This is a genomic window from Caballeronia sp. 11_S32 (assembly GCF_056930355.1).
In genome coordinates, this window is record NZ_JBXOWH010000005.1 from 457,536 (window position 1) to 479,749 (window position 22,214).

The 22,214-nt window shown below is 64.6% G+C and carries 14 protein-coding genes; 7 read left to right on the forward strand and 7 right to left on the reverse strand.

From position 1 onward, the window contains the following. From AC1Z32_RS36770 to AC1Z32_RS36780, 3 genes are all read left to right on the forward strand, one after another. Positions 1 to 2,103 (forward strand): FUSC family protein, encoded by a 2,103-nt coding sequence (locus AC1Z32_RS36770; RefSeq protein WP_483483778.1) that lies wholly within the window; start codon positions 1 to 3, stop codon positions 2,101 to 2,103. After that, on the forward strand, positions 2,100 to 3,563 hold the full coding sequence (locus AC1Z32_RS36775) for an MdtP family multidrug efflux transporter outer membrane subunit (protein WP_483483779.1): 1,464 nt from the start codon (positions 2,100 to 2,102) through the stop codon (positions 3,561 to 3,563). The genes AC1Z32_RS36770 and AC1Z32_RS36775 overlap by 4 nt, the downstream gene beginning before the upstream one ends. A 261-nt stretch (positions 3,564 to 3,824) precedes the next feature. Next, the gene (locus tag AC1Z32_RS36780) at positions 3,825 to 5,567 is read left to right on the forward strand and encodes a tannase/feruloyl esterase family alpha/beta hydrolase (RefSeq protein WP_483483780.1); all 1,743 of its coding nucleotides are present in this window, start codon (positions 3,825 to 3,827) and stop codon (positions 5,565 to 5,567) included. A gap of 61 nt (positions 5,568 to 5,628) precedes the next feature. Here AC1Z32_RS36780 and AC1Z32_RS36785 read toward each other — a convergent pair whose 3' ends face one another. The 3 genes from AC1Z32_RS36785 to AC1Z32_RS36795 form a co-directional block, all read right to left on the reverse strand. Next, the gene (locus tag AC1Z32_RS36785; RefSeq protein WP_483483781.1) at positions 5,629 to 7,410 is read right to left on the reverse strand and encodes a diguanylate cyclase domain-containing protein; all 1,782 of its coding nucleotides are present in this window, start codon (positions 7,408 to 7,410) and stop codon (positions 5,629 to 5,631) included. Then, complete coding sequence (locus AC1Z32_RS36790) at positions 7,407 to 8,483, reverse strand: ABC transporter substrate-binding protein (protein WP_483483782.1); 1,077 nt, start codon at positions 8,481 to 8,483, stop codon at positions 7,407 to 7,409. Before AC1Z32_RS36790 ends, AC1Z32_RS36785 begins: the two co-directional genes overlap by 4 nt. Before the next feature lie 319 nt (positions 8,484 to 8,802). Then, positions 8,803 to 9,777 (reverse strand): AraC family transcriptional regulator, encoded by a 975-nt coding sequence (locus AC1Z32_RS36795; protein ID WP_483483783.1) that lies wholly within the window; start codon positions 9,775 to 9,777, stop codon positions 8,803 to 8,805. A 181-nt stretch (positions 9,778 to 9,958) separates the two neighbouring features. Between AC1Z32_RS36795 and AC1Z32_RS36800 the strand changes: the two genes are divergently transcribed. Then, on the forward strand, positions 9,959 to 11,002 hold the full coding sequence (locus AC1Z32_RS36800) for an SDR family oxidoreductase (protein ID WP_483484141.1): 1,044 nt from the start codon (positions 9,959 to 9,961) through the stop codon (positions 11,000 to 11,002). 120 nt (positions 11,003 to 11,122) lie between these two features. Here the strand turns inward: AC1Z32_RS36800 and AC1Z32_RS36805 are convergent, their stop codons facing one another. From AC1Z32_RS36805 to AC1Z32_RS36815, 3 genes are all read right to left on the reverse strand, one after another. Then, entirely contained in the window at positions 11,123 to 14,755 is a 3,633-nt protein-coding gene (locus tag AC1Z32_RS36805) for a hydantoinase B/oxoprolinase family protein (RefSeq protein WP_483483784.1), read from the reverse strand. Between the two features lie 49 nt (positions 14,756 to 14,804). Then, a complete protein-coding gene (locus tag AC1Z32_RS36810; protein ID WP_483483785.1) occupies positions 14,805 to 16,112 on the reverse strand; it encodes an MFS transporter in 1,308 nt (435 codons plus the stop codon). Between the two features lie 151 nt (positions 16,113 to 16,263). Beyond that, positions 16,264 to 17,037 (reverse strand): putative hydro-lyase, encoded by a 774-nt coding sequence (locus AC1Z32_RS36815; protein ID WP_483483786.1) that lies wholly within the window; start codon positions 17,035 to 17,037, stop codon positions 16,264 to 16,266. Between the two features lie 218 nt (positions 17,038 to 17,255). Here AC1Z32_RS36815 and AC1Z32_RS36820 point away from each other — a divergent pair, with 218 nt between their 5' ends. Together AC1Z32_RS36820 and AC1Z32_RS36825 are read left to right on the forward strand one after the other, a co-directional pair. After that, complete coding sequence (locus AC1Z32_RS36820) at positions 17,256 to 18,188, forward strand: LysR family transcriptional regulator (protein WP_483483787.1); 933 nt, start codon at positions 17,256 to 17,258, stop codon at positions 18,186 to 18,188. A gap of 471 nt (positions 18,189 to 18,659) precedes the next feature. Beyond that, entirely contained in the window at positions 18,660 to 21,431 is a 2,772-nt protein-coding gene (locus AC1Z32_RS36825) for an ATP-dependent Clp protease ATP-binding subunit (RefSeq protein ID WP_483483788.1), read from the forward strand. A 42-nt stretch (positions 21,432 to 21,473) separates the two neighbouring features. Here AC1Z32_RS36825 and AC1Z32_RS36830 read toward each other — a convergent pair whose 3' ends face one another. Further along, complete coding sequence (locus AC1Z32_RS36830; protein WP_483483789.1) at positions 21,474 to 21,689, reverse strand: hypothetical protein; 216 nt, start codon at positions 21,687 to 21,689, stop codon at positions 21,474 to 21,476. A gap of 183 nt (positions 21,690 to 21,872) precedes the next feature. On the opposite strand from AC1Z32_RS36830, the gene AC1Z32_RS36835 reads away from it, so the two are divergent. Next, complete coding sequence (locus AC1Z32_RS36835; protein ID WP_483483790.1) at positions 21,873 to 22,118, forward strand: hypothetical protein; 246 nt, start codon at positions 21,873 to 21,875, stop codon at positions 22,116 to 22,118. The last annotated feature ends 96 nt before the right edge of the window (positions 22,119 to 22,214 follow it).

The following is a 22,214-nucleotide window of genomic DNA, read 5'->3' on the forward strand; positions in this document are numbered from 1 at the left end:
GTGGCCGTGAACGCTCATCTGTCTGCCTGTCTGTCCGCTTGTGTGCCCGCTTCCTGGCGCGATTCAGGCGCTTTCCTGAGACGCGAGCTTGCGCCTTTCCCCGGCCGCGTCAACGTGATGCTGCGCTGCATGCTGACGAGCGCCATCGTGATCGTCGCGTCGATGGCGCTCGAAGTGCCCGAACTGGCGCTGTCGCTGCTGGTCGTCTTCTACGTCACGCAGTCGAACGTGGTGGTCACGCGGCTCGTCGGCCTGATGTTCATCGTTGGATCGACGTTCGCCATCGGCCTGTCGATCCTGCTGCTGAAATTCACTTTCGACTATCCGTTGCTGCGCATCGTCGTCGCGAGTCTGCTGTTCTTTTGCAGCGTGTATCTGCTTCGCGTGCTCAGGATAGGCGTGGTGTTCTTCATCGTCGCCATCGTCGTGATCTATGTGCAGAGCTTCGTGGACCGCACGGATCAGGCCGACCTGCTGATTCGCGCGGTGTTGTGGGTATGGGTCGCGGTCAACTATCCGATCGCCCTCACGCTCGTGATCAACACGCTGCTGCTGCCCGCCGAGCCGCAAGTCCAGCTCGAGGCGGAGATGCATCGGCAGCTCGCGGCGCTGGCCGCGCGGCTCGCGCAACTGACCGACGGGAGCGCGAACCCCGCGCCCGTTACGCTGACGTCGGTCCAGCAAGGCGCGCTCACGCTGCAAAAGCTGCTGCGCTTCGCGACGATGCGCGATGCCCGCTATCGCGAGCATCAGGCGTTGCAGCTTGCGTGCATCGCAACGGTGTCGCGTCTTTATCGCGGCGCGAGCGAATTGCCCGATACGTGGCCACGCACGGCGGCAGCGCAGGCGATGCTGCGCGAACTGCGCGCCAACGTGCGCGCGCTCGACGACTCGGTGATGACGCGGGAGCCGTATCGCTATGTCGAAATCGCCACCGCGGAGGAGCGCGCTTGCGCCGACATGATGCCCGCCGCGGGCGATGCGCAGCGGGCGCTGCATGCTTACGCGGATCACGTCGCGAGCGGCGCGCAGGGCGGTGCGGCGGCCCCGGGCGAACCCATGGTCGCGCCGGACGCATGGACCAATCCCGCCTACCTGCGCTTCTCGCTGAAGACGCTGCTCGCCGTGCTCGTCTGTTATGTGTTCTACAACGCCGCCGACTGGCAAGGCATCCACACGATCATGCTGACCTGCGTGATCGTCGCCTTGCCGAGTCTGGGCGCATCGACACAGCGCGCGTTGCTGCGGGTGGCGGGCGCCGTCGCCGGCAGTGCGCTGGCGCTCGTCATGACGGTGTTCGTCGTGCCGCATCTCGACGACATCGTCGGCTTGCTGCTGATGACGTTGCCGGTCGTGGCGTTCGCCGCGTGGATCTCGGCCGGGTCGGAGCGCATCGGCTATGCCGGCATCCAGTTGATGTTCACGTTTTCGCTCGCCTTGCTCGAACGGTTCGGCCCGACCATGAATCTCACGGAAATCCGCGACCGGCTGGTGGGCATCCTGCTCGGCGTCGGTGTTGCGACGTTCGTGCAGATGTCGTTCTGGCGAGAAGGCGAGGGCGACGCGCTGCGGCAGAAGCTCGCCAGGATGCTGCGCGCGATCGCCGCTCAGTTGCAGGCGCCGCAGGCGGGCGCGATCGGTCACGACGAGTTGCCCTATGCGCAACGCCAGATGCAGGCGTGGGCGGCGCTCGCCGACTGCGAGGCAACGCTTTCGCGCGTCGCGCTCGAGCCCGGCTGGCAGGAAGGCGAGCAGGCGCAGCTGACGCTGCGCGGGCAGACGGTGCTTGCGCAGGGACGCGAGATCATGCTGGCGTGCGACGCGCTGCGCAGTGCGCTCGCGACGCATGGCGACGCTTCGAGCCCGCAGGCCGCCGACGCCGCGCGCTCGGCGCAGCAACAGGCAGCCGACGGAATCGGCCGGTACGCGGACGATCTCGCCGCCGGTCCGCCCGCCGCCGAGACGCCGCGCCGGGATGCGATTGCCGTGCGCGCGACGGCACCCGGCGATGCGCCGCTTATCGCTGCCGCGGACGAGTTGTCGCGGCAGGTCGCGGGTCTTCCGGACTGGCCGGCTTTCCCGGCAAGGGCGGTGCGAACATGAAGCAGTCGCTGCGACGCTTGTCGTGCTGTGTGTGGATGTCGTCCGTGCTGGCGGGATGCGCGCTGATTCATCACGACAGCGCGCCTTACGCCGGGATCGCGCCGGAGCAGATCGCGCTCGCGAACGACATTCATCTCGCGCGCGACGGCTGGCCCGCCGCGCGCTGGTGGACGCGCTATGACGATGCGCAACTCGACGCGCTCATCGACCAGGCGCTCGCCGGCGCGCCGACGATGGTGATCGCGCGCACGCGGGTCGCGCAGGCGAAATCGGATGTCGAACTCGTCAGAACGGGATCGAGCCTTCAGGTGGCCGCGCTGGCGATGCTGGATCGCGAGCACGTTTCCGCGCACGGGTTTCTCGGCCCTTTCGCCATGAACGAGCCGGCATTGGGTCTGACGGGGCCGTGGTACACGGAAGGCATCGTCGGGCTGGGCGCGAGCCTGAACATCGACATCTGGGGCAGGCAGCGCGCGCAGATCGCCGCGTCGGTCGGGGTGAGCAACGCGCGCCTTGCCGAGACGTCCGCTGTCGAGCTGGAAATCTCGACGGATGTCGCGCAGCTCTACTACGGCATCCAGACGACGTACGGACTCATCGCGCTCCTGCGCGAATCGCACGAGGTCGCGGCGTTCGCGCTGCAGGCGCACGAGGCGCGTGCGGCGCGCGGGCTGGAGGCGCGCACGCTCACCGAGGAAGCGCGCGCGCAGCAACTGGCGATCGAGCGGCAGATTGTTTCGGCGCAAGGGCAGATCAGGCAGCTTCGCGAATCGATGCGCGCGCTCGTCGGCGCGGGACCGGACGGCCTGCCCGCGATCGAGCCGGTCGCGCTGCCGCGTTCGGAGGCGGCACTGCCGTCGACGCTTTCCTATGAGCTGCTCGCGCGCCGCCCCGACCTGCAGGCAATGCGCTGGTATGTCGAGTCGTCGTTCGACCGGATCGACGCGGCGAAGGCGGCGTTCTACCCGAGCTTCGACATCAAGGCGTTCTTCGGCTTCAACGCATTGCATCTCGCCGACCTCTTCACGCATGCGAGCCAGCAGATCAACCTGATCCCCGGCCTGTATCTGCCGATCTTCGACGGCGGCAGGCTCAATGCGAACCTGAGCGGCGCGCGCGAGGGAAGCAACCTTCTGATCGAGCAGTACAACCAGTCTGTGCTCAACGCGGTGCGCGATGTCGCGCAGACGGGCAGCCGTCTGCAGGCGCTCGATGAAGAGACCGCGTTGCAAAAGCGGCGCATCGACTCCGTCACGTTCACGAGGGACAGCGTCGAGGCCCATTATCGTCGCGGGCTCACGAGCCGGCTCGCGGCGCTCGAAGCGCGCCAGCCGGTGATCGCCGAGCGCGTCGCGCTGCTCACGCTCGACGGTCAGATGCTCGGCCAGGAAATTGCACTGACGAAGGCGCTCGGCGGCGGTTATCGGGCCGATCCGCCCGTCGAGCTCAAGCCGCGCTGAGTGGCGCGTTCTTGATCGTCAAACTTCTGACGTTGCCGCCAATGCGCGCGCGGCAATAAAGACCGCTTTTCCTGCGGTTCCATTCGCCGAACCGGTAAGTCCTCACGGGCTGCGCTGCCGCCATCGCTTGAGCCGTACTCGTCCCGATTGACTTTTACTTAAGCGCCCACAACGATGCGTTACGCCCACGCTTGCGTCAACGACGCCACGTGCGGCGTGCAAGCCGGTCAGACAACGTTCCACATTGCCAGGAGAAGAGAAATGCCCGAAGCATTCCGCGGCCCTCGGTACGTCAGGTTCGTCAACAGGGCGGCAGTCGCCGCAGCGCCGTTCGCAGCACTCGCACTCGCCGCTTGTCACGGGGGAGGAGACGATGACAACAGCAGCCCGCCCGCACCCGCGCCGCTCAGTTGCGCGCAACTCGCGGGAATGAGCGTGCCCGCGAATGCGATCGGCTTGCCGACGACGGGCGCGACCGTCACGGCCGCCGCGACGGTTCCGGCCTCGGGCACTGGTGTCAGCGCGAGGCCCGAATACTGCCTCGTGAGCGGTTCGATCGCGCCGGTCGATCAAAGCGCGCCGAAGATCAACTTCCAGATCGCAATGCCGACGCAGTGGAACAACAAGATCATGATGCTTGGCGGCGGCGGCTACGACGGTACCGTCCCTGTCGTCACGGGCAATGTGCCGGCCGGCCCGACCACGCAGCCCGTGCCGCTCGCGCGCGGCTACGCGGTCTTCGGGAGCGATTCCGGTCACCAGGCCGGCGCACTCGGCAGCCGGGACGGCTCCTTCGGCACGAACGACGAAGCCGTCGCGAATTTTTCCGGCGATGCGCTCAAGAAGACGCGCGACACCGCGGTGTATCTGATCGACAAACGTTATGCGGTGAACAAGCCGACGCGCGCGTACTTCGCGGGCGGCTCGTCCGGCGGACGCGAGGCGCTGGCGGTCGTGCAGCGCTGGCCCGAGGACTGGGACGGCTCCATCGTGCTGTACCCGGCCTGGAATGCGGCGAGTCTGGATCTGCAGTTCGGCCGCATCACGCGCGCGCTCGCGCAGCCGGGGGCGTATCCCAATCAGGCGAAGCGCAAGGTGCTGCTCGATGCCTCGCTCGCCGCATGCGATGCGCTCGACGGTGTCGCCGATGGCCTCATCAGCAACGTCGCGGCGTGCAATGCGAGCTTCGATCCGTCGACCGCCGTAGTCAACGGCACCCCGTTGCGCTGCGCGAACGGCGCGGATACGGGCGATACGTGTCTCTCCGATGCGCAGATCGCGGCACTCAAGGTCTATGCCACGCCGATCACGTTCAACTATGCGCTCGGCAGCGGCGAGACGCAGTATCCGGGCTTCAACGTATGGGGCGCGGATCTGGGCATCGTGAACCCGTCGCTGGTCCAACCGACGGTGATCGCGCTTTCGCTGAATCTGCTGCAGCCCGCCAGTCCGATGCCGTCCACCGCGCCTTACTTCAGCGTCTTCTGGGACCAGTGGATACGCTACTTCGTCGCGCGTGATCCGAACGTCAACTCGCTCGCGGTCGATCCGCAGAACCCCGGCCCGTACCAGGCCCGCATCAGCGCGCTGACGGCCGAACAGGACGTGAACAAGACGGATCTGTCCGCGTTCAATGCGAAGGGCGGCAAGATTCTGATGGCGCACGGCACCGCCGATGCACTCGTGAGCACGCAGTCCACCGAGCAGTACTACATGCGTCTGCGCCAGACAATGGGCGCGTCGACCGTCGGGAATTTCGTGCGTTACTACGAGATTCCCGGTTATGGCCACTCCACCAGCAGCATCTTCAACGCATCGTGGGACTCGCTGACGACGCTGGAGAACTGGGTCGAGAAGGGCGTGGCGCCGCCTCCGCAGACCGTCGCGGATACGACAGGCGTGCCGGGACGCACGCGTCCGCTGTGCGACTATCCCGCGTTCCCGCGCTATAACGGCTCGGGCGACGTGAACGCGGCGTCGAGCTTTACGTGTACCGCGCAGTGAGTTGAGCGCGCGTTGTCCGTGCCGCGGCCCTGGGAGGGCGCGGCACGGCCGCGTCTACTGCCTAGACCTGGCTTTCGTCGGCAGTCGTCTCGTTCGCGGTCCTGGCGAGCTGTTCTCCGGTCAAGTCGCAATAGCGTTGCCAGAAGCCGCGCCCCTTCGACTTTGCGGCATACATCGCGGCATCCGCATTGAGCAGCAGGTCGCGCGCGGAGGTGCCATCCTGCGGAAACTCGCTGATGCCGACACTCGCGCCTACGGTTACCCGTCTCCCGTCGACGGGAAGATCGTCATCGAGCGCGCGCACGATCCTTGCCGCGAGATCCGTCGCGGAGCCGGAGGCATACGCGTCCTCCACCAGCACGACGAATTCGTCGCCGCCCAGTCTCGCCACGGTATGTCCCCTGGAAAGCACTTGTTGCAGGCGGTGCGCCACCGCCACGAGCACGGTGTCGCCGAATGAATGACCGAACTGGTCGTTGATCTGCTTGAAGCGGTCCAGATCGACGAACAGCACGGCGAGCCGCTCGCCGTTTGCGGTCGCGTCGTGCACTGCCGCGTCGAGCCTTTGCATGAACAACATGCGGTTGGGAAGGCTCGTGAGCACGTCGTGATTGGCCAGATGCGCGAGCTGATGCTGCTTGTCGTGAAGCGCGTCCACCTGAGATTTGATTTCGCGCCGCATGCGGTCGAAACAGCGCGCCAGCATGCCGATCTCATCGGTGCGTTTGAGCGGCAATGCTTCCGTCGCGTTCTCGGCGAGAAAATGCGTGGCCGCATGGGTGAGGATCTGCAGCGGCCTCGTCAGCGCGCGTGCAAACAGGATGGCGAGCAGGAGCGCCGCCACGCTCGAAAACAGCACCATTCGCACGATCTCATCGCCGAGCAGGTTCGCGCCGGCCAGCACGTCCGAGAGCGGCTTACCGAGTCCGAGCACGATGAAGCGATTGCCCGCGGACGCTCCAAACGGCCGTCTCACGAATGCGAGCACCTCGTCGAGCGCCTGCTCCGGGTTGGTGAGCCCGTTGATCAGCACGCCGTTTTTCGTGCGATCGAAGAGCGGCTTCGTCGCGGCGAAGCTGTCCTGCATGAACACGCGGCGCCCTTTGTCGAAGCCGAACGCCTGCGAGGAATCGGGATGAACGAGGAAGTCGCCCCATTCGTTGGCGAGATACACCTCATAGTCGGGCGGCAAGTCGGTCCGCAGCAGTTTGAGCAGGACCGCGAGATCGACGTCGAGCACCACCACGCCTACGACGCTGCCCGCGGGCGTGGCGATGGGCGCGGCGAGGCGCAGGATGGGCTTGCCTTCGGCGTAGTGCGCGCCGCGTTCGCGATTGATGGTGATCGGTCCGATGTACACACGGCCGGGCGCCAATGCCAGCGTGTCGAACACGTACGCGAACTGGCCTTTTTCCTGCAGGTTTCCGCCCTGGACCTCCACGATGCCGTGTCCGTCGCGATCGAAGCGGATCCTTTCCAGCCCGAATCGATCGCGCGCAATGAGCCGTGCCTGCAGGTATCCGGGATGATGGAGCATGAAGCTCGAGAAGACCTGGGCGAGCCGCGCCCGGTCCGCCTTCGTTTTCAGGTCGTCGGCCGATTGTGCAACGAGCGCCGACGACGGCATGGTGGCGAGCACGAGCACGTCGGCAGCCATGTCGTCGATGGCAACCGAGAAGCGCCGGCCGAGCAGCTCCGTCGCGGTGAGAAGATTGCGCCCCGCCTCGCCGGCCAGCATGGCGCGGTTGGCGTGATACGCGTAGTAGCCCGTCGAGCCCGACGCCAGCACGCCAATCAAGGCAAGCAGCAACGACAACTTCACCGTCAGTCCGGGCCGCATCATGGAAAGCGCTCCGGCCGGTCGCCGGACACGATCCGGCTCCAGAGCGACTCGCGCTCCCCGATGTTTTCCACCGGCTGAATCCAGATGAGATGAGCGGTATCCCCACTGTATTCGGGTGGCGGGATCAACGTGTTCGCAAGTCCCTGTCGCTGCGTGAGCAGTGCGCTCACGTCGGGTTCGAGCATGTAGTTGATCCAGGCGAGCGCGAGCGGCCGGTTGGTGACCGCTCGCGTCATGGCCCAGCAATCGAGCCAGGCGAGCGCACCCTCTTCGGGAATGACATAACCCACATCCGCACCGGCCTTGCGCAGCAAGGCGAGTTGCTGAGTGCCGTAATTGCCGAACATGAGGGCGGCTTTGTGCTGAATGAAGTACGCCGTGGCTTCCTCGGGCACGGTGTAATAGGTGAGCAGGTTACGGCGCAGTTCGACCAGTTTTCGCGCGAGTTTGCGCATCTGCGCGTCGGTGAGCTGGAACGGATGCGGATAGCCGAGTGCCAGCGCCGCGAATGAGAAGTTATGCTGCGCGCTGTTGAAGTCGAGCACCTTCCCTTGATAGCGCGGATTCCATAGCTCCTTCATGGAGCGGGGCGCAATGGGAATCTGCTTGCGATCGTAGATCAGTCCCATAGACGAATACGTGAACGGGATCGCGTAGACCTTGCCGTTCGCGGTGAGTCCGTTGATCGACGCGAGCGCGCGAAAGCGCGGCAATTGCCGTTGCGTGTTGGGCAGCTTGTCCGGATCGAGCGGCGTGAGCAGGTTCTCCTGCGCATAGCGGTGTATTTCCGCGGTGTTGGCCGCGAGTACGTCGAACCGTGGCTTGTCGCCGGCGTGCATCTTGTCCCACAACGCTTCGTCGGAGTCCACGAGGGTCACTTCGACGCGTGCGTTGAAGCGGGCTTCGAAAGTCTTCACGACGTCGCTGTCGGCATAGCCCGGCCACGCGAGCACGCGCAGCACGTTTTCCTGCGCGATGACCGGCAAGCCGCACAACGTCAGTGCGAAGAAAACGAGCACCGCGGCCGGAGCGCGAGAAGAAAAGCGGACGCACCGAAATACGCGCTTCGCCATCGCGCATGTCTGGAGGAGCAGGACGCTTATCCGATTGGGCGGTGAGGGACCGAGGCCCATTTGACCGTTCTTTTGCCGTCGCAAGTAAAAAGCAACACAAAGGGCTTTGCAGGATGGGACAGGTGACGTGGCTGTTCTCTCCAACCCTCTTGTCGCGCGCTTGATGCTTGGTTGCGCTGCCGTGGTGCTGGCCGGCGATGTTCGGGCGGCTGCACCGTCGAACGACGACCGGAGCCGTCGTTCATGGCACCGGGTCCGGCTCGATTCGACGGGGCCGAACAGGGGCGCTGCCCGACATCCTGAAGCGACTCCATTTCGTTTACGGCTTCACGCCGACGAACTTTAGCGGCGCGGGATCATGTTCACGGGCCGTGGCGCGCGCGGTCCTCCGGTATGTGTTCGGAGATTGGCCGTTGACACGCTTGAACGCATTGCTGAACGCGCTTTCGGACGCATAGCCCAACGTTTGCGCCACGCTGCCGACAGGCGTGTTTTCCTCCCGCAACGCGCGTTCGGCAAGATGCATGCGCCATTGGGTGAGATAAGCCAGCGGCGTCACGCCCGCAATGGTTTTGAAATGGACAGCGAACGTCGTCCGGGACATCGCGCAAGCCTGCGCGAGTTCATCGAGGTGCCACGCGCGACCGGGCTCGTCGTGCATCAATCGCAAGGCGGGTGCGATGCGCGGATCGCCGAGCGCCCGTAGCCATCCGGCTGGCAGGGGGCCGGATGTCTTCAGGTGGGCACGCAGAATCTGGATGAACAGAAGCTGAGCGAGGTGGGCGGACGCGAGTTGCGTGCCGGGCTGTTCGACCGCCTGCTCCTCGACCAGTCGATCGAGGAGCCATCGGAAAGTCGTTGCTTGCGGCGATGCAGCGGGTATGTGAATCCATGGCGGAAGAACATCGGCGAGTAGCCGCCCGCTCGCGGGATCGAGCAGGACGTGCCCGCCGATATGAGCGAAGTCGCAGCCGTTTCCGAGTTGCGCTTTCGTCCTGCCTGCGCCTGCGCCGGAAAACACGCTCATTGCGTCGATGGGGACGATATCCGGATCGCTCGCCAGCACGAAAGACCGTGGCACGGCCAGCAGGCCCACATCGCCCGCGTCGAAACGAATGGGTTCTGCCTCGCCGTCGATTCGCACCCAGCAATGGCCTTTCACGACAGCGAAAAATTTGATCGTCGTCGGTGCCGGAAAGCGGATCGCCCATGCGCCTCCCGCCGTGAAGCCGCCCGTGACGAGCGATTCGGCGTTCGCGAACCTGAGGATGTCGGAGAAAGGATCGCTGCTCATATCCGTACTTTTACGAAAATAAATCGCATTTTAGAGCATTCACAGTTCGGCTGCCCGCCCTTACGCTTTGGACCTCTTCATTCAACTTCAGAGAGATAAGGCTTCTCATGACACCGCCCGGACGACGATCCGGCATTCAGGGAGTGGAGGTACTGCGGGTGAATCAGGAAATGAAATCGACATGAATGACAAAACGGACAAACAGGTGCTCGTCACCGGCGGGACTGGATTTATCGCGCAGCACTGCATTCTGGCGCTGCTCGCGAGCGGCTATCGGGTACGGACCACGGTCCGGTCGCTGGCCCGCGAAGCGGAAGTGCGCGCGAATCTCAAGGAGGGCGGCGCGGAACCGGGCGATCGCCTGTCCTTCGTCGAGGCCGATCTGGGCGGCGACCGTGGCTGGGCCGAAGCGGCTGACGGCTGCGCGTACGTATTGCACGGTGCGTCGCCGACACCGTCGGGCAATCAGGTCCGCGAAGAAGATTGGGTGAAGCCCGCGGTGGACGGCAATATGCGGGTGCTGCGCGCCGCGCGGGACGCCGGCGTCCGGCGCGTGGTGCTGACCTCCGCGTTCGGTGCGATCTGTGCCGGGCATAAGTCGATGAACAGACCGTTCGACGAGTCCGACTGGAGCGACGTGACCGGCAACGTGTGGCTGTATCAGAAATCGAAGACGCTGTCCGAACGCGCGGCGTGGGACTTTATCGCGCGCGAGGGGAACGGACTCGAACTCGCGGCGATCAATCCCGTCGGCGTGCTGGGCCCTGTGCTCGGCGCCGACTATTCGCACTCGATCCGGATCATCGCGAATCTGATGGACGGTCAGGCGGGCTGCCCCAGGATCAATTGCGGTTTTGTCGATGTGCGCGACGTGGCCGACCTGCATCTGCGGGCGATGACCAATCCGGCCGCGTCCGGCGAGCGCTTTCTGGCGACCGCCGGCGAAAGCATGTGGATGATCGACGTCGCCGAGGTGCTCAGGCGCCGCATGGGCGCGGCCGCGAGCAAAGTGACGAAGCGCGTGTTGCCGAACTGGCTGGTGCGCATCGCGGCCATGCGGAATCCGGCGGTGAAGGGCATCGTGCCGCTGCTCGGCGTGAACATGAACTCCACGAGCGAAAAGGCAATGCGTCTGCTGGGCTGGACGCCGCGTCCGCGCGAAGAGGCCATCGTTGCCACGGCTGAGAGCCTCGTCCGGCTTGGGCTGCTACGCGATTCCAAGTAGCGGTCGGCGCAGCCATACGTCGTTGCGGACGTATCCGCGGCGGGCCCCGCCACCGTTGCAATGCGACAAGATCAGGCCAGGCCGCGAGCCGTGCGCGCCGCACGGCTCGCGGCACCGGAATCACACTGCGCCGAAACCGCCACCACCCGGCGTTTCCACCACGAACACGTCGCCCGCGGCCATCTCGACGCTGGCGATATGGCCCAATGCGACGATCTCGCCATCCGCGCGCTCGACGCGATTGCTGCCGCGTCGTCCCGCACGTCCGCCTGCCGCGCCGAAAGGCGCATGAATGCGGTTGTTCGAGAGAATCGATGCGGTCATCGGCGCGAGAAAGCGGATGCGCCGGATCGCGCCGTTGCCGCCGCGCCAGCGTCCCGCTCCGCCCGACTCCGCGCGGATCAGGTGCGACTCGAGCCGCACGGGGTAGCGCCATTCGAGCACTTCGGGGTCGGTCAGGCGCGAGTTGGTCATGTGCGTCTGTACCGCATCGACGCCGCTGAAGCCCTCGCCCGCGCCGCTGCCCCCCGCGATCGTCTCGTAGTACTGGTAGCGGGCGTCGCCGAACGTGAAGTTGTTCATCGTGCCCTGACTCGACGCCACGATGCCGAGCGCGCCGTACAGCGCATTGGTGATTGCGGAGGATGTCTCGACGTTGCCCGAGACCACCGCCGCGGGATAGACCGGATTGAGCATCGAGCGGTCCGGGACGATCACCGAGAGCGGCTTCAGGCAACCCGCGTTGAGCGGTATGTCGTCGCCGACGAGCGTGCGGAACACATAGAGCACGGCCGCCATGCAGACCGCCTTCGGCGCGTTGAAGTTGTTCGGCAATTGCGCGGACGTGCCGCTGAAATCGACCGTCGCGCTGCGCGTCGCGGCATCGACGCGAATGGCGACGTCGATCACCGCGCCGTTATCGAGTTCGTAGCGGTAGCGGCCGTCCTTGAGCGCGCCGATCACGCGGCGCACCGCCTCTTCGGCGTTGTCCTGCACGTGCTGCATGAAAGCGAGCACCACGTCGTGGCCGAATTGCGCGACCATGCGGCGCAGCTCGTCCACGCCCTTCTGGTTCGCGGCGATCTGCGCGCGCAGGTCGGCCATGTTCTGCGCGATGTTGCGCGCCGGATAGCGGCCCGACGCAAGCAGCGCGCGCGTTTCGGCATCGCGCAGCACGCCCGCCGAGACGAGCTGCCAGTTATCGATCAACACGCCTTCTTCCTCGATATGCGACGAGGCCGCCGGCATCGAGCCGGGCGTAATGCCGCCGATATCCGCATGATGGCCGCGCGAGCCGACGTAGAAGAGCGGCTCGGACGAGCCGTCGGCGAATACGGGCGTAATCACGGTCACGTCGGGCAAATGCGTGCCGCCGTGATACGGGTCGTTGAGCATGAACACATCGCCGTCGCGCATCGCGCCGCGATTGCGCTCGATGACGGTTTTGATGCTTTCGCCCATCGAGCCCAGATGCACCGGCATGTGCGGCGCGTTCGCAATCAGATTGCCCGCGGCATCGAAGATCGCGCACGAGAAGTCGAGACGCTCCTTGATGTTCACCGAATACGCCGTGTTTTGCAGACGCAAGCCCATCTGCTCGGCGATCGACATGAACAGGTTGTTGAAGATCTCGAGGCGCACAGGGTCGGCCTCGGTGCCGATCGAGCGGCGTGTCGGCAGTGGCTGCACGCGCGTCATCACCACGTTGCCCTGAACGGTCAGCACCGCCTGCCATCCCGGTTCGACCACGGTCGTGCCGTTCTTTTCGGCGATGATCGCCGGGCCGTCGAGCGTGTCGCCCGCGCACAGCGTTTCGCGCTGGTACAGCGATGCGTCGTGCCAGCTACCGCCCGAATACATGCGCACGACCGTCTGCGCGTGCAGCGGGTCGCCTGCCGCGCGCCGCGGCAGGCTGCCGGCCTGGACTGGCGCGCTGGAATGTCCGATCGCTTCCACGGAAGCGAGCTCCGCGATGAGCGGCGTATCCGCCATCAAAAACGCATAGCGTTGACGATACGCGGCTTCGAACGCGGCGCGCATCGCATCGACGCTGCCCGCCGGCACCGCAAGCGCGGAATCCGTGCCCTGATAGCGCAGATGGATGCGTCGCTCGGTCGTGATACGCGCGGTGTCGACGCCCTGTTCCAGCAGTGCACGGGTCGCATCGTCCGCGAGCGCATCGAGCGCGTCGTTCAGCGTTGCGAGTGAAGACGTGTCGAGCGTCATCTCCAGCGCTCGCTCGCGCATCGCCGTCTGGTCCGCGAGGCCCATGCCGTAGGCGGACAGCACGCCCGCAAGCGGATGCGCGAACACTCGCGTCATGCCGAGCGCGTCGGCCACGCCGCACGCATGCTGGCCACCCGCGCCGCCGAAAGTCGTCAGCACATACTGCGAGACGTCGTGGCCGCGCTGCACGGAAATCTTCTTGATCGCGTTCGCCATGCTGCCGATGGCAATCTCCAGGTAGCCTTCCGCGAGTTCCTCGGACGTGCGGCGCTGACCGGTAGCCGCGAAGATGTCATCGGCGAGTGCCTGAAAGCGCTCGGCGACGATCTCGCGGTCGAGCGGCTCGTTCGCGTGCGGACCGAAGACGCGCGGGAAATAGTCGGGCTGAATCTTGCCGAGCATCACGTTGCAGTCGGTGACCGCGAGCGGGCCGCCGCGCCGGTATGCCGCCGGACCCGGATTCGCGCCTGCCGAATCGGGGCCGACACGCAGCCGCGCGCCGTCGAAGCCGAGCACCGATCCGCCGCCTGCCGCCACGGTATGGATGCTCATCATCGGCGCGCGCATGCGCACGCCTGCCACCTGCGTTTCGAATACGCGCTCGAACTCGCCGTTGAAGTGCGAGACATCCGTCGACGTGCCGCCCATGTCGAAGCCGATCACGCGTTCGAAGCCCGCTGCCTGCGCCGCGCGCACCATGCCGACGATACCGCCGGCCGGACCGGACAGAATCGCGTCCTTGCCCTGAAAAACGTCGGCGCGCGTCAGACCGCCGCTGCTCTGCATGAACTGCAGGTTCACGCCCGGCATTTCGCTCGCGACCTGATCCACATAGCGGCGCAGGATGGGCGACAGGTACGCATCCACCACGGTCGTATCGCCGCGCGAGACCATCTTCATCAGCGGCGAGACTTCGTGAGACACCGAGACCTGCGTGAAGCCGATGCGGCGCGCCAGATCCGCAAGCTCGCGTTCATGAACCGTGTGGCGATACCCGTGGATCAGCACGATCGCGAGTGCACGGATGCCGTTTTCATAGACCTTGCGCAGTGCGCGTTCCGCTGCTGCGTGATCGAGCGCCGCGACCACTTCGCCGTGTGCGCTCATGCGTTCGTCGATTTCCACCACGGTCTCATAGAGCGCTTCCGGCAACGCAATGTCGAGATCGAACAGGCGCGGACGGTTCTGATATGCGATCCGCAACACATCGCGAAAGCCGCGCGTGGTGACGAGCGCGACAGGCTCGCCTTTGCGTTCGAGCAATGCATTGGTCGCGACCGTCGTGCCCATCTTGACCATTTCGACATCGCGCGGCGTGATGGCTTCGCCGGCTTGCAAGCCGAGCAGGTAGCGAATCCCGGCGACGGCTGCATCGCGATATTGCTCCGGGTTTTCGGACAGCAGCTTGTGCGTGGTGAGCGTGCCGTCCGGGCGGCGCGCGACGATATCGGTGAACGTGCCGCCGCGGTCGATCCAGAACTGCCAGCGGGAGGGCGTGCAAACATCGGAGGCGTGATCGTGCTTCATCGTGTCGTGATCTCGAGGCGAAGAGGTGATGGGATGCGAAAGGTGCGATTCAGGCGGATTCGAGTTCACGGCCGCGCGTCTCGGGCAGCGTGAGCGCGGCGATGATCAGCACGCCATACGCCGCCACCGAGAATATGCCGATGCTCGTACCCAGTCCGAAGTGGCTCGACAACGCGCCGATCAGCACCGGGAACAGCGCCCCGATCGCGCGGCCGACGTTGTAGCAAAAGCCCTGGCCCGAGCCGCGTACACGAGTCGGAAAGAGTTCGGTGAGGAATGCGCCCATGCCGGAGAAGATGCCCGACGCGAAAAAGCCGAGCGGAAAACCGAGCCACAGCATCGATGCATTCGTGAGCGGCAGCGAGGTGTACGCGAAGGCTATCGCCATCGAGCCGAGCGCGAACAGAATGAAGTTCGGTTTGCGGCCGATGCGGTCGGTAAGCCATGCGCTGCACAGATAGCCCGCATACGAGCCCGCGATGATCATCGCCAGATAGCCGCCCGTGCCCATCACCGTGAGGTGACGCTCGGTCTTGAGGAAAGTCGGCAGCCAGGTCGTGATCGCGTAGTAGCCGCCCTGTGCGCCCGTCGTGAGGAGGGCGGCGCGCAGTGTCGTCGAAAGCAGTCGGGGCGCGAAGATCTCGGTGAAGCGCGGCGTGTCTTGCGCGTCCTGCTGCTGAACCTTGGCCTGCTCGAATACTTCCGGCTCCTTGACGTATCGACGGATGAAGAGCACGAGCACGGCGGGTACGAGCCCGATCAGGAACAATGCGCGCCACGCGACCTCAGGCGCCATCACGGAGAACAGCACCGCGTAGAGCAGGGCGGCCAGGCCCCAGCCGAGCGCCCAGCCCGACTGGACGAGGCCGACCGCCTTGCCGCGATCGCGCGCGCGGATCACTTCGCCGATCAGCACCGCGCCCGCCGTCCACTCGCCGCCGAAACCAAAGCCCATCAGCGCGCGAGCCGCGAGCAACTGGCCATAGTTCTGTGCAAGACCGCACAGGCCCGTGAATACCGCAAACCACAGCACGGTGAGCTGCAACGTGCGCACGCGGCCGATGCGGTCGGACAGTATTCCTGCAACCCAGCCGCCGAGGGCAGAGGACAGCAGCGTCATGGTGCCGATGAAGCCGGCGTCCGCGAGCGTGATGCCCCAGGTGGCGACGATCGTCGGGATGACGAAGGAAAGCATCTGTGTGTCCATGCCGTCGAGCATGTAGCCCACCTTGCAGCTCCAGAACGCGCGCTGTGCGCGCGGACCGGCTTCGGCGTACCAGGAAAGCTGCGGACTTCCCGTCGGCGCCTTCATGTCGGCGGCATCGTCGGCGCTCGCCGTGAGTGTCTTGCTGTCCATCTGTTGCTCCCGTGAATAGACGCATGCGTATCGATCGAAGCCGCGCACGAGCGTAGGGATGCGTCATTCCCTCCGGGCCGCGTGGCCGGATGGCTTCGATGTGCTGTGAATCGCTCGTCGTGCGGCAGCGCGGTGCGCGCCGCCGGGACGGTCAGAAAATGGCCAGTGACGCGTTGGTGATATCCGTCATCAGCATGTGGCCCGGCGCGTGCGCGATCGCAAGCGGCAGCTTTGCGGCCATCAGCGCGGTTTGCGGCGTCACGCCACAAGCCCAATAGACAGGCAGTTCGCCCGGGCGGATCGTCACCGCGTCGCCGAACTCGGGACGCGCGAGATCGGCGATGCCCAGTTCCGCCGGATCACCGATATGCACGGGCGCGCCATGCACGCCCGGAAAGCGGCTCGTGATCTGCACGGCGCGGATCGCGTCGGCGCCGCGCAGCGGCCGCATCGACACGACGAGTTCGCCGCCGAACACGCCCGCGCGCCGGTTTGGAATGTTGGTGCGGTACATCGGCACGTTGCGGCCTTCTTCGACGTGGCGCAGTCCGATGCCTTCCTGCGCGAGCATGTGCTCGAACGAGAATGAGCAGCCGATCGCAAACACCACGAAATCGTCCTGCCAGAGCGCTTCGATCGATTCGACCTGCTCGCTCGGCTTGCCGTCGCGGTAGACGTTGTAAGCGGGGACGTCGGTGCGGATGTCGATGTCGCGCCCGAGCATCTGCACGCGAAAGTCGCCGGGCTCACCCACGCCGAGCAGCGGGCACGGCTTCGGGTTCGCATGACAAAAGCGCAGGAAATCGTGCGCGTGCGCGGCGGGCAGGATCGCGAGGTTGGCTTGCGCGTACTCGCCGCAGTGCCCGGCCGTCGGGCCACGGAAGTCTCCGTGGCGTACGGCCTGGCGGAATTCGAATGGGGTCATGGTGTCAGCGTGCTCTGGCGGGTTGCGTTGGTTCGTCTGCGGCGGGCGATGCGTTTTGCCTACCGTCAGGCCAAGCATAGAAAAGAAGAAAATTTGACGCCAACTAGTTTTATTTGCGCTGGGTGAATAGAATTTCTTAACGAAATCGCGGGTTTTCCCGAGTCATGTCGAGATTTTCGGAACGGTTTGTCCCGCTTGTTTCACAAAAGCCTTGGGCTATGAATACGCGCTTTCTCGAAACCTTCGTCACGCTCGCCAAGCTGCGCAGCTTCCGGACTACCGCGACCGCGCTGCACGCCACGCCTGCCGCAATCTCGCAACGCCTGAAGGCGCTGGAGGACGAGTTGCAGACCGTGCTCGTCGATCGCGAGAGTCGCGAATTCCGGCTCACTCCGAACGGCGAATATCTGCTTGGCTATGCAAAGGCCGTGGTCGAGGCGACGCGTCAGTTGCAGGCCGCCGCGTCACATGAAGGCGCGATGCGCGGCAAGCTGCGGCTCGGCGTGATCGAAACAGTCGTGCATAGCTGGCTTGCCGATTACATGCGGCGGCTCTCGAACGACTTTCCACAGCTCGAAGTAGAGCTTGCGGTGGACGTGAGCGTCGTGTTGCAGCGGCGTCTGATGACAGGCGAACTCGATCTCATCATTCGCGTGGAAGGCAGTGATGAGGAATCCGTCGTGTGCGATGCGCTCGCGAACTATCCGGTGCACTGGATAGCGCGCGCGGGCCTGCTGCCGCTTGCGCGCAGCGGACTCGCGAAACGCGTTCTGCGTCATCCGATTCTGACATTCGGGCGCGGAACGGCGCCGCATCGCGCGCTGGAGGACATCGTCGGCAAGCTCGCGCTCGCCAACGGCGTGCCGCTCGCGGATACGCGCATCACCGGGTCGCCGTCGATTTCGGTGATCGTGCAACTCGTGCGCGATGGCTTCGGCGTGGCGGCGATTCCGCGTTTGTTCGTCGATGATCTGATCGCGCGCGGAGAAGTGGTGGAACTGCCGCTGCAGCCCTCGCCGCCGTCCATCGTGGTGTCGATGTCCCGACGCGCGGATGCGCCGCTTTTCGTGCATGGCGCGGCGAACGCGGCACGTGCGGCGTGTCACGAATATTGCGAGCAGGCGGACCGGCGCTTGATCGAGCGGCTATAGCGCCCGGCTTTTGCGGGGCGAATGCACTTTACGCTCGCATAGCCCGTCGGCATTCTCAGGTCAAGCCAGGGGCACGCCAATCCATCCCACGGCCCATCCGATACTAAGCATCGGAGAACCAAAGTCTATTGCTGTCCCCTAACGCTGTCGTAGGATCTGACTGCCAGCTCGTCATGTGTCTCGTTGGAACGCAGGTTCTCGGTGGACGCCATAGAATCAGCCGGAAGCGTGTGCGCGCAATTGGCCATTCGGGGGGACGGATGTGAATGAACCCCACGGCCCGACGATCTTGCATTCGTGTCCACCACGCGCGGAGGCGACTACGAGCTGCATTTCGCCGATAAGAGAGACCATGGGGAAAACGAACTCTTTACCAGGCGGCGGTTCGACCTGAAATGACGATCGCATCGCCATGCGCGTGATCGTCGTCATGGTCGGAATCTGGCCGCGCGAACATGGAGAAGACTGATCATGGCTGCCCTTTGCGAAATTTGTCATGCCCGTCCGGCGGTCGCGCAAGTGACCGTCGTGCAGAACGGCCAGCGCAAGTCGATGTCGATTTGCGAATACGACTATCGTCAGCTGATGCGGCATCAAAGCATGCTGAATCCGTTCGATTCCCTGCTGGGCGGCGGCGGCCTGTCGCGCCTCATGGGCGGCATGCCCGGCGGCGAGGATGAAGACGACGAGGATATGGTGGCCTCGGTGCCGCGCGAATCCGTCGATGTCACCGATGCCTTCAGCGAGCAGACGATGGAGCTTCTGCAACGCGCCGCAGAAAAGGCACATGAATTGCAGAAGACCGAGCTCGATACCGAACAGGTCCTCTATGTCCTGGCCGACACCGATGTCGTGCAGGCGCTCTTCAAGGAAATGAAGCTGTCGCCGGACGACATCAAGCGCTACATCGACGAGCACGCGCAGAAGGGCAAGGCCGATCCGGATGCGTCCGTCGAGAAGATGACGATCTCGCCGCGTCTCAAGAAAGCATTCCAGTACGCGTTTCAGGCCTCGCGGGAGCTCGGGCATTCCTATGTCGGCCCGGAGCATGTGCTGATCGGTCTCGCGGCCGTGCCGGACTCCATCGCGGGGACGCTGCTGAAGAAATACGGCGTGACAGCGGAGGCCTTGCGCCAGAAGGTGGTGAAGATCGTCGGCAAGGGCGCGGAAGACGGACGCGTCGATACGCCGAGCGGCACGCCCACGCTCGACAAGTTCGGCCGCGACCTCACGGCCATGGCGCGGCAAGGCAAGCTCGATCCGGTGCTCGGACGCGCGCAGGAAATCGAGAGCACGATCGAAGTGCTCGCGCGGCGCAAGAAGAACAACCCTGTGTTGATCGGCGAGCCGGGCGTGGGCAAGACCGCGATCGTCGAAGGGCTGGCGCAGCGCATCGTCAATGACGACGTGCCCGAAGATCTGCGCAACAAGCGGCTCATCGAGATCAACATCAACTCGATGGTCGCGGGCGCGAAGTATCGCGGCGAATTCGAGGAGCGCGCCAAGCAGCTCATCGATGAAATCACAGCCAAGCAGGACGAGCTGATCGTGTTCATCGACGAACTGCATACGATCGTCGGCGCGGGGCAGGGAGGCGGGGAAGGCGGGCTCGATATCGCCAACGTGCTCAAGCCCGCGCTCGCTCGCGGCGAGCTGAGCCTCATCGGGGCGACGACGCTCAACGAGTATCAGAAGTACATCGAGAAAGATGCGGCGCTCGAACGGCGCTTCCAGCCCGTGCTCGTGCCGGAGCCGACTGTCGAGCAGACCATCGTCATTCTGCGCGGCCTGCGCGACAAGCTCGAAGCGCACCATCAGGTCACCTTCGCCGACGATGCGTTCGTGGCCGCGGCCGAGCTGTCGGACCGCTACGTCACGTCGCGCTATCTGCCGGACAAGGCTATCGATCTCATCGATCAGGCGGCCGCGCGCGTGCGCATCGGCGCCACTTCGCGGCCGCCCGAGATTCAGGAACTCGAAGCAGAGATCGCGCAGCTGAAGCGCGAGCAGGACTATGCGTCGTCGCGCAAGCGCTTCGACGAAGCGAAGGGTTTCGAGGAACGCATCAAGGACAAGCAGGCAAAGCTCGATGGGCTTACCGAGGCCTGGCAGCGCAAGACGGGATCGGAAACGCTGGAAGTGACGGTTGCCGCGGTTGCGGAAGTCGTATCGCGTCTCACCGGCATTCCCGTCACCGAGCTTACGCAAGAAGAGCGCCAGAAGCTGCTCGACATGGAGAACAAGCTGCGCGAGCGCGTGGTCGGTCAGGACGAAGCTGTCGTCGCCGTCAGCGATGCGGTGCGTCTTTCACGCGCGGGCATGGGCCAGGCGAACCGTCCGATTGCAACGTTCCTGTTCCTCGGGCCGACCGGCGTCGGCAAGACCGAGCTCGCGAAGGCGCTCGCGGAAACCGTGTTCGGCGACGAGCAGGCGGTGATCCGCATCGACATGTCGGAATACATGGAGCGGCATGCGGTCGCACGGCTGATCGGCGCGCCGCCGGGATATGTGGGCTATGACGAAGGCGGTCAGCTCACCGAGCGCGTGCGCCGCCGTCCGTATTGCGTGATCCTGCTCGACGAAATCGAGAAGGCGCATCCCGATGTGAACAACGTGCTGCTGCAGGTTTTCGACGATGGCCGCCTCACCGACGGCAAAGGCCGCGTGGTCGACTTCAGCAATACGATCATCATCTCGACGAGCAATCTCGGCGCGTCCATCATCATGGATAACCTGGAGAAGAGCGACAAGGATCGCGATTCAGAAAAGGAAATGCGCGCGAAGCTCATGGACGTGCTGAAGGGGCATTTCCGTCCGGAGTTCCTGAACCGCATCGATGAAATCATCGTGTTTCATGGGCTCTCGCGCGAAAACATCCGTTCGATCGTGCGGATCCAGATCGATCGCGTCACGCGCACGGCGGCTGCGCAGGACATCACGCTCAAGGTGCAGGACTCGGTCATTGATCATCTCGCCGACGTGGGTTATCGGCCGGAGTTCGGGGCACGCGAACTGAAGCGCCAGATTCGTCAGGAACTGGAGACGCGCTTGGCGAAGGAAATCCTCGGCGACAAGCTCAAATCCGGCGACACGGTGGACGTAAGCTACGACAAGGAGACGGACGAGGTCGCGTTCAAGAAGGTCGAGGCCGAGGCGAAGCCGAAGAAGGCCAAGGCGGCGAGCAGGAAGGGCACGGCAAAGTCAGCGGAAGGCAAGACCGAGTCCGCTAGCAGCGAAACCTGATGGTGCGCGTGTAGGCGTTCTAAAGGAGCCGGGCGGCCATATCTAGCTGCCCAGCTCTTGAAAGGCATGGCCGTTCGAATCGAGTTCCTTGAGTATCGCGGGCGACAGCTCGCTTTGCCAGATATGCCCGGAAAACTGCCACTGTTTCGCTTCGGCCGCCGCGAAATCCGGCAGGCCTGCACCCTTGCGGACATACAACCCGAGCGTGGGTTTCGTGAGGTTGATGTAGAAGTCGAACTCTGCTTGTTGCTGTTGCATGGAACATCTCCCGATAGGATGAAAAGAGCGTTTCACCCAGCATAGGCCACGCCTCGACCGAAGAGCGATTTTTTAGCGCGGCATGTAAGCACGCGAAGCGCCAAAGAGCGCTGGTTCGATTAGAAGGCTTTCCGCGAACTCGGCGCCCATCGTCTGGGCTTTGTCCTTCTTTGGAGCAAGACTATGGTCATCCATCAACGCGAACCTGATGTCGAGCCCGGCGGCGTGCCGCGCGCAAGAGGACGGCTCACGTCGGCGGAAGTGCGCATGCCAGGAAGCAGAACGAAACTTTGCGCGGGCCATGAGGATCGTCGGCCATACGGGAAGCAGTTGCTCTGGTTCGTTGCGCTATGGCTCGTGGGAGTCATTGCCACCGCGCTGCTCGTGCTTCCTTTGCATCTCCTCGTCTCGGCAGCTATGCATCGCTGATACCCGATCGAGGTTCGCCTTCCAATTCTTATCATCGGCAAAACCGATATTAACTTGCGCTTGGTACGTCCTTAAAATTTCCTCGAGCAACGAGGA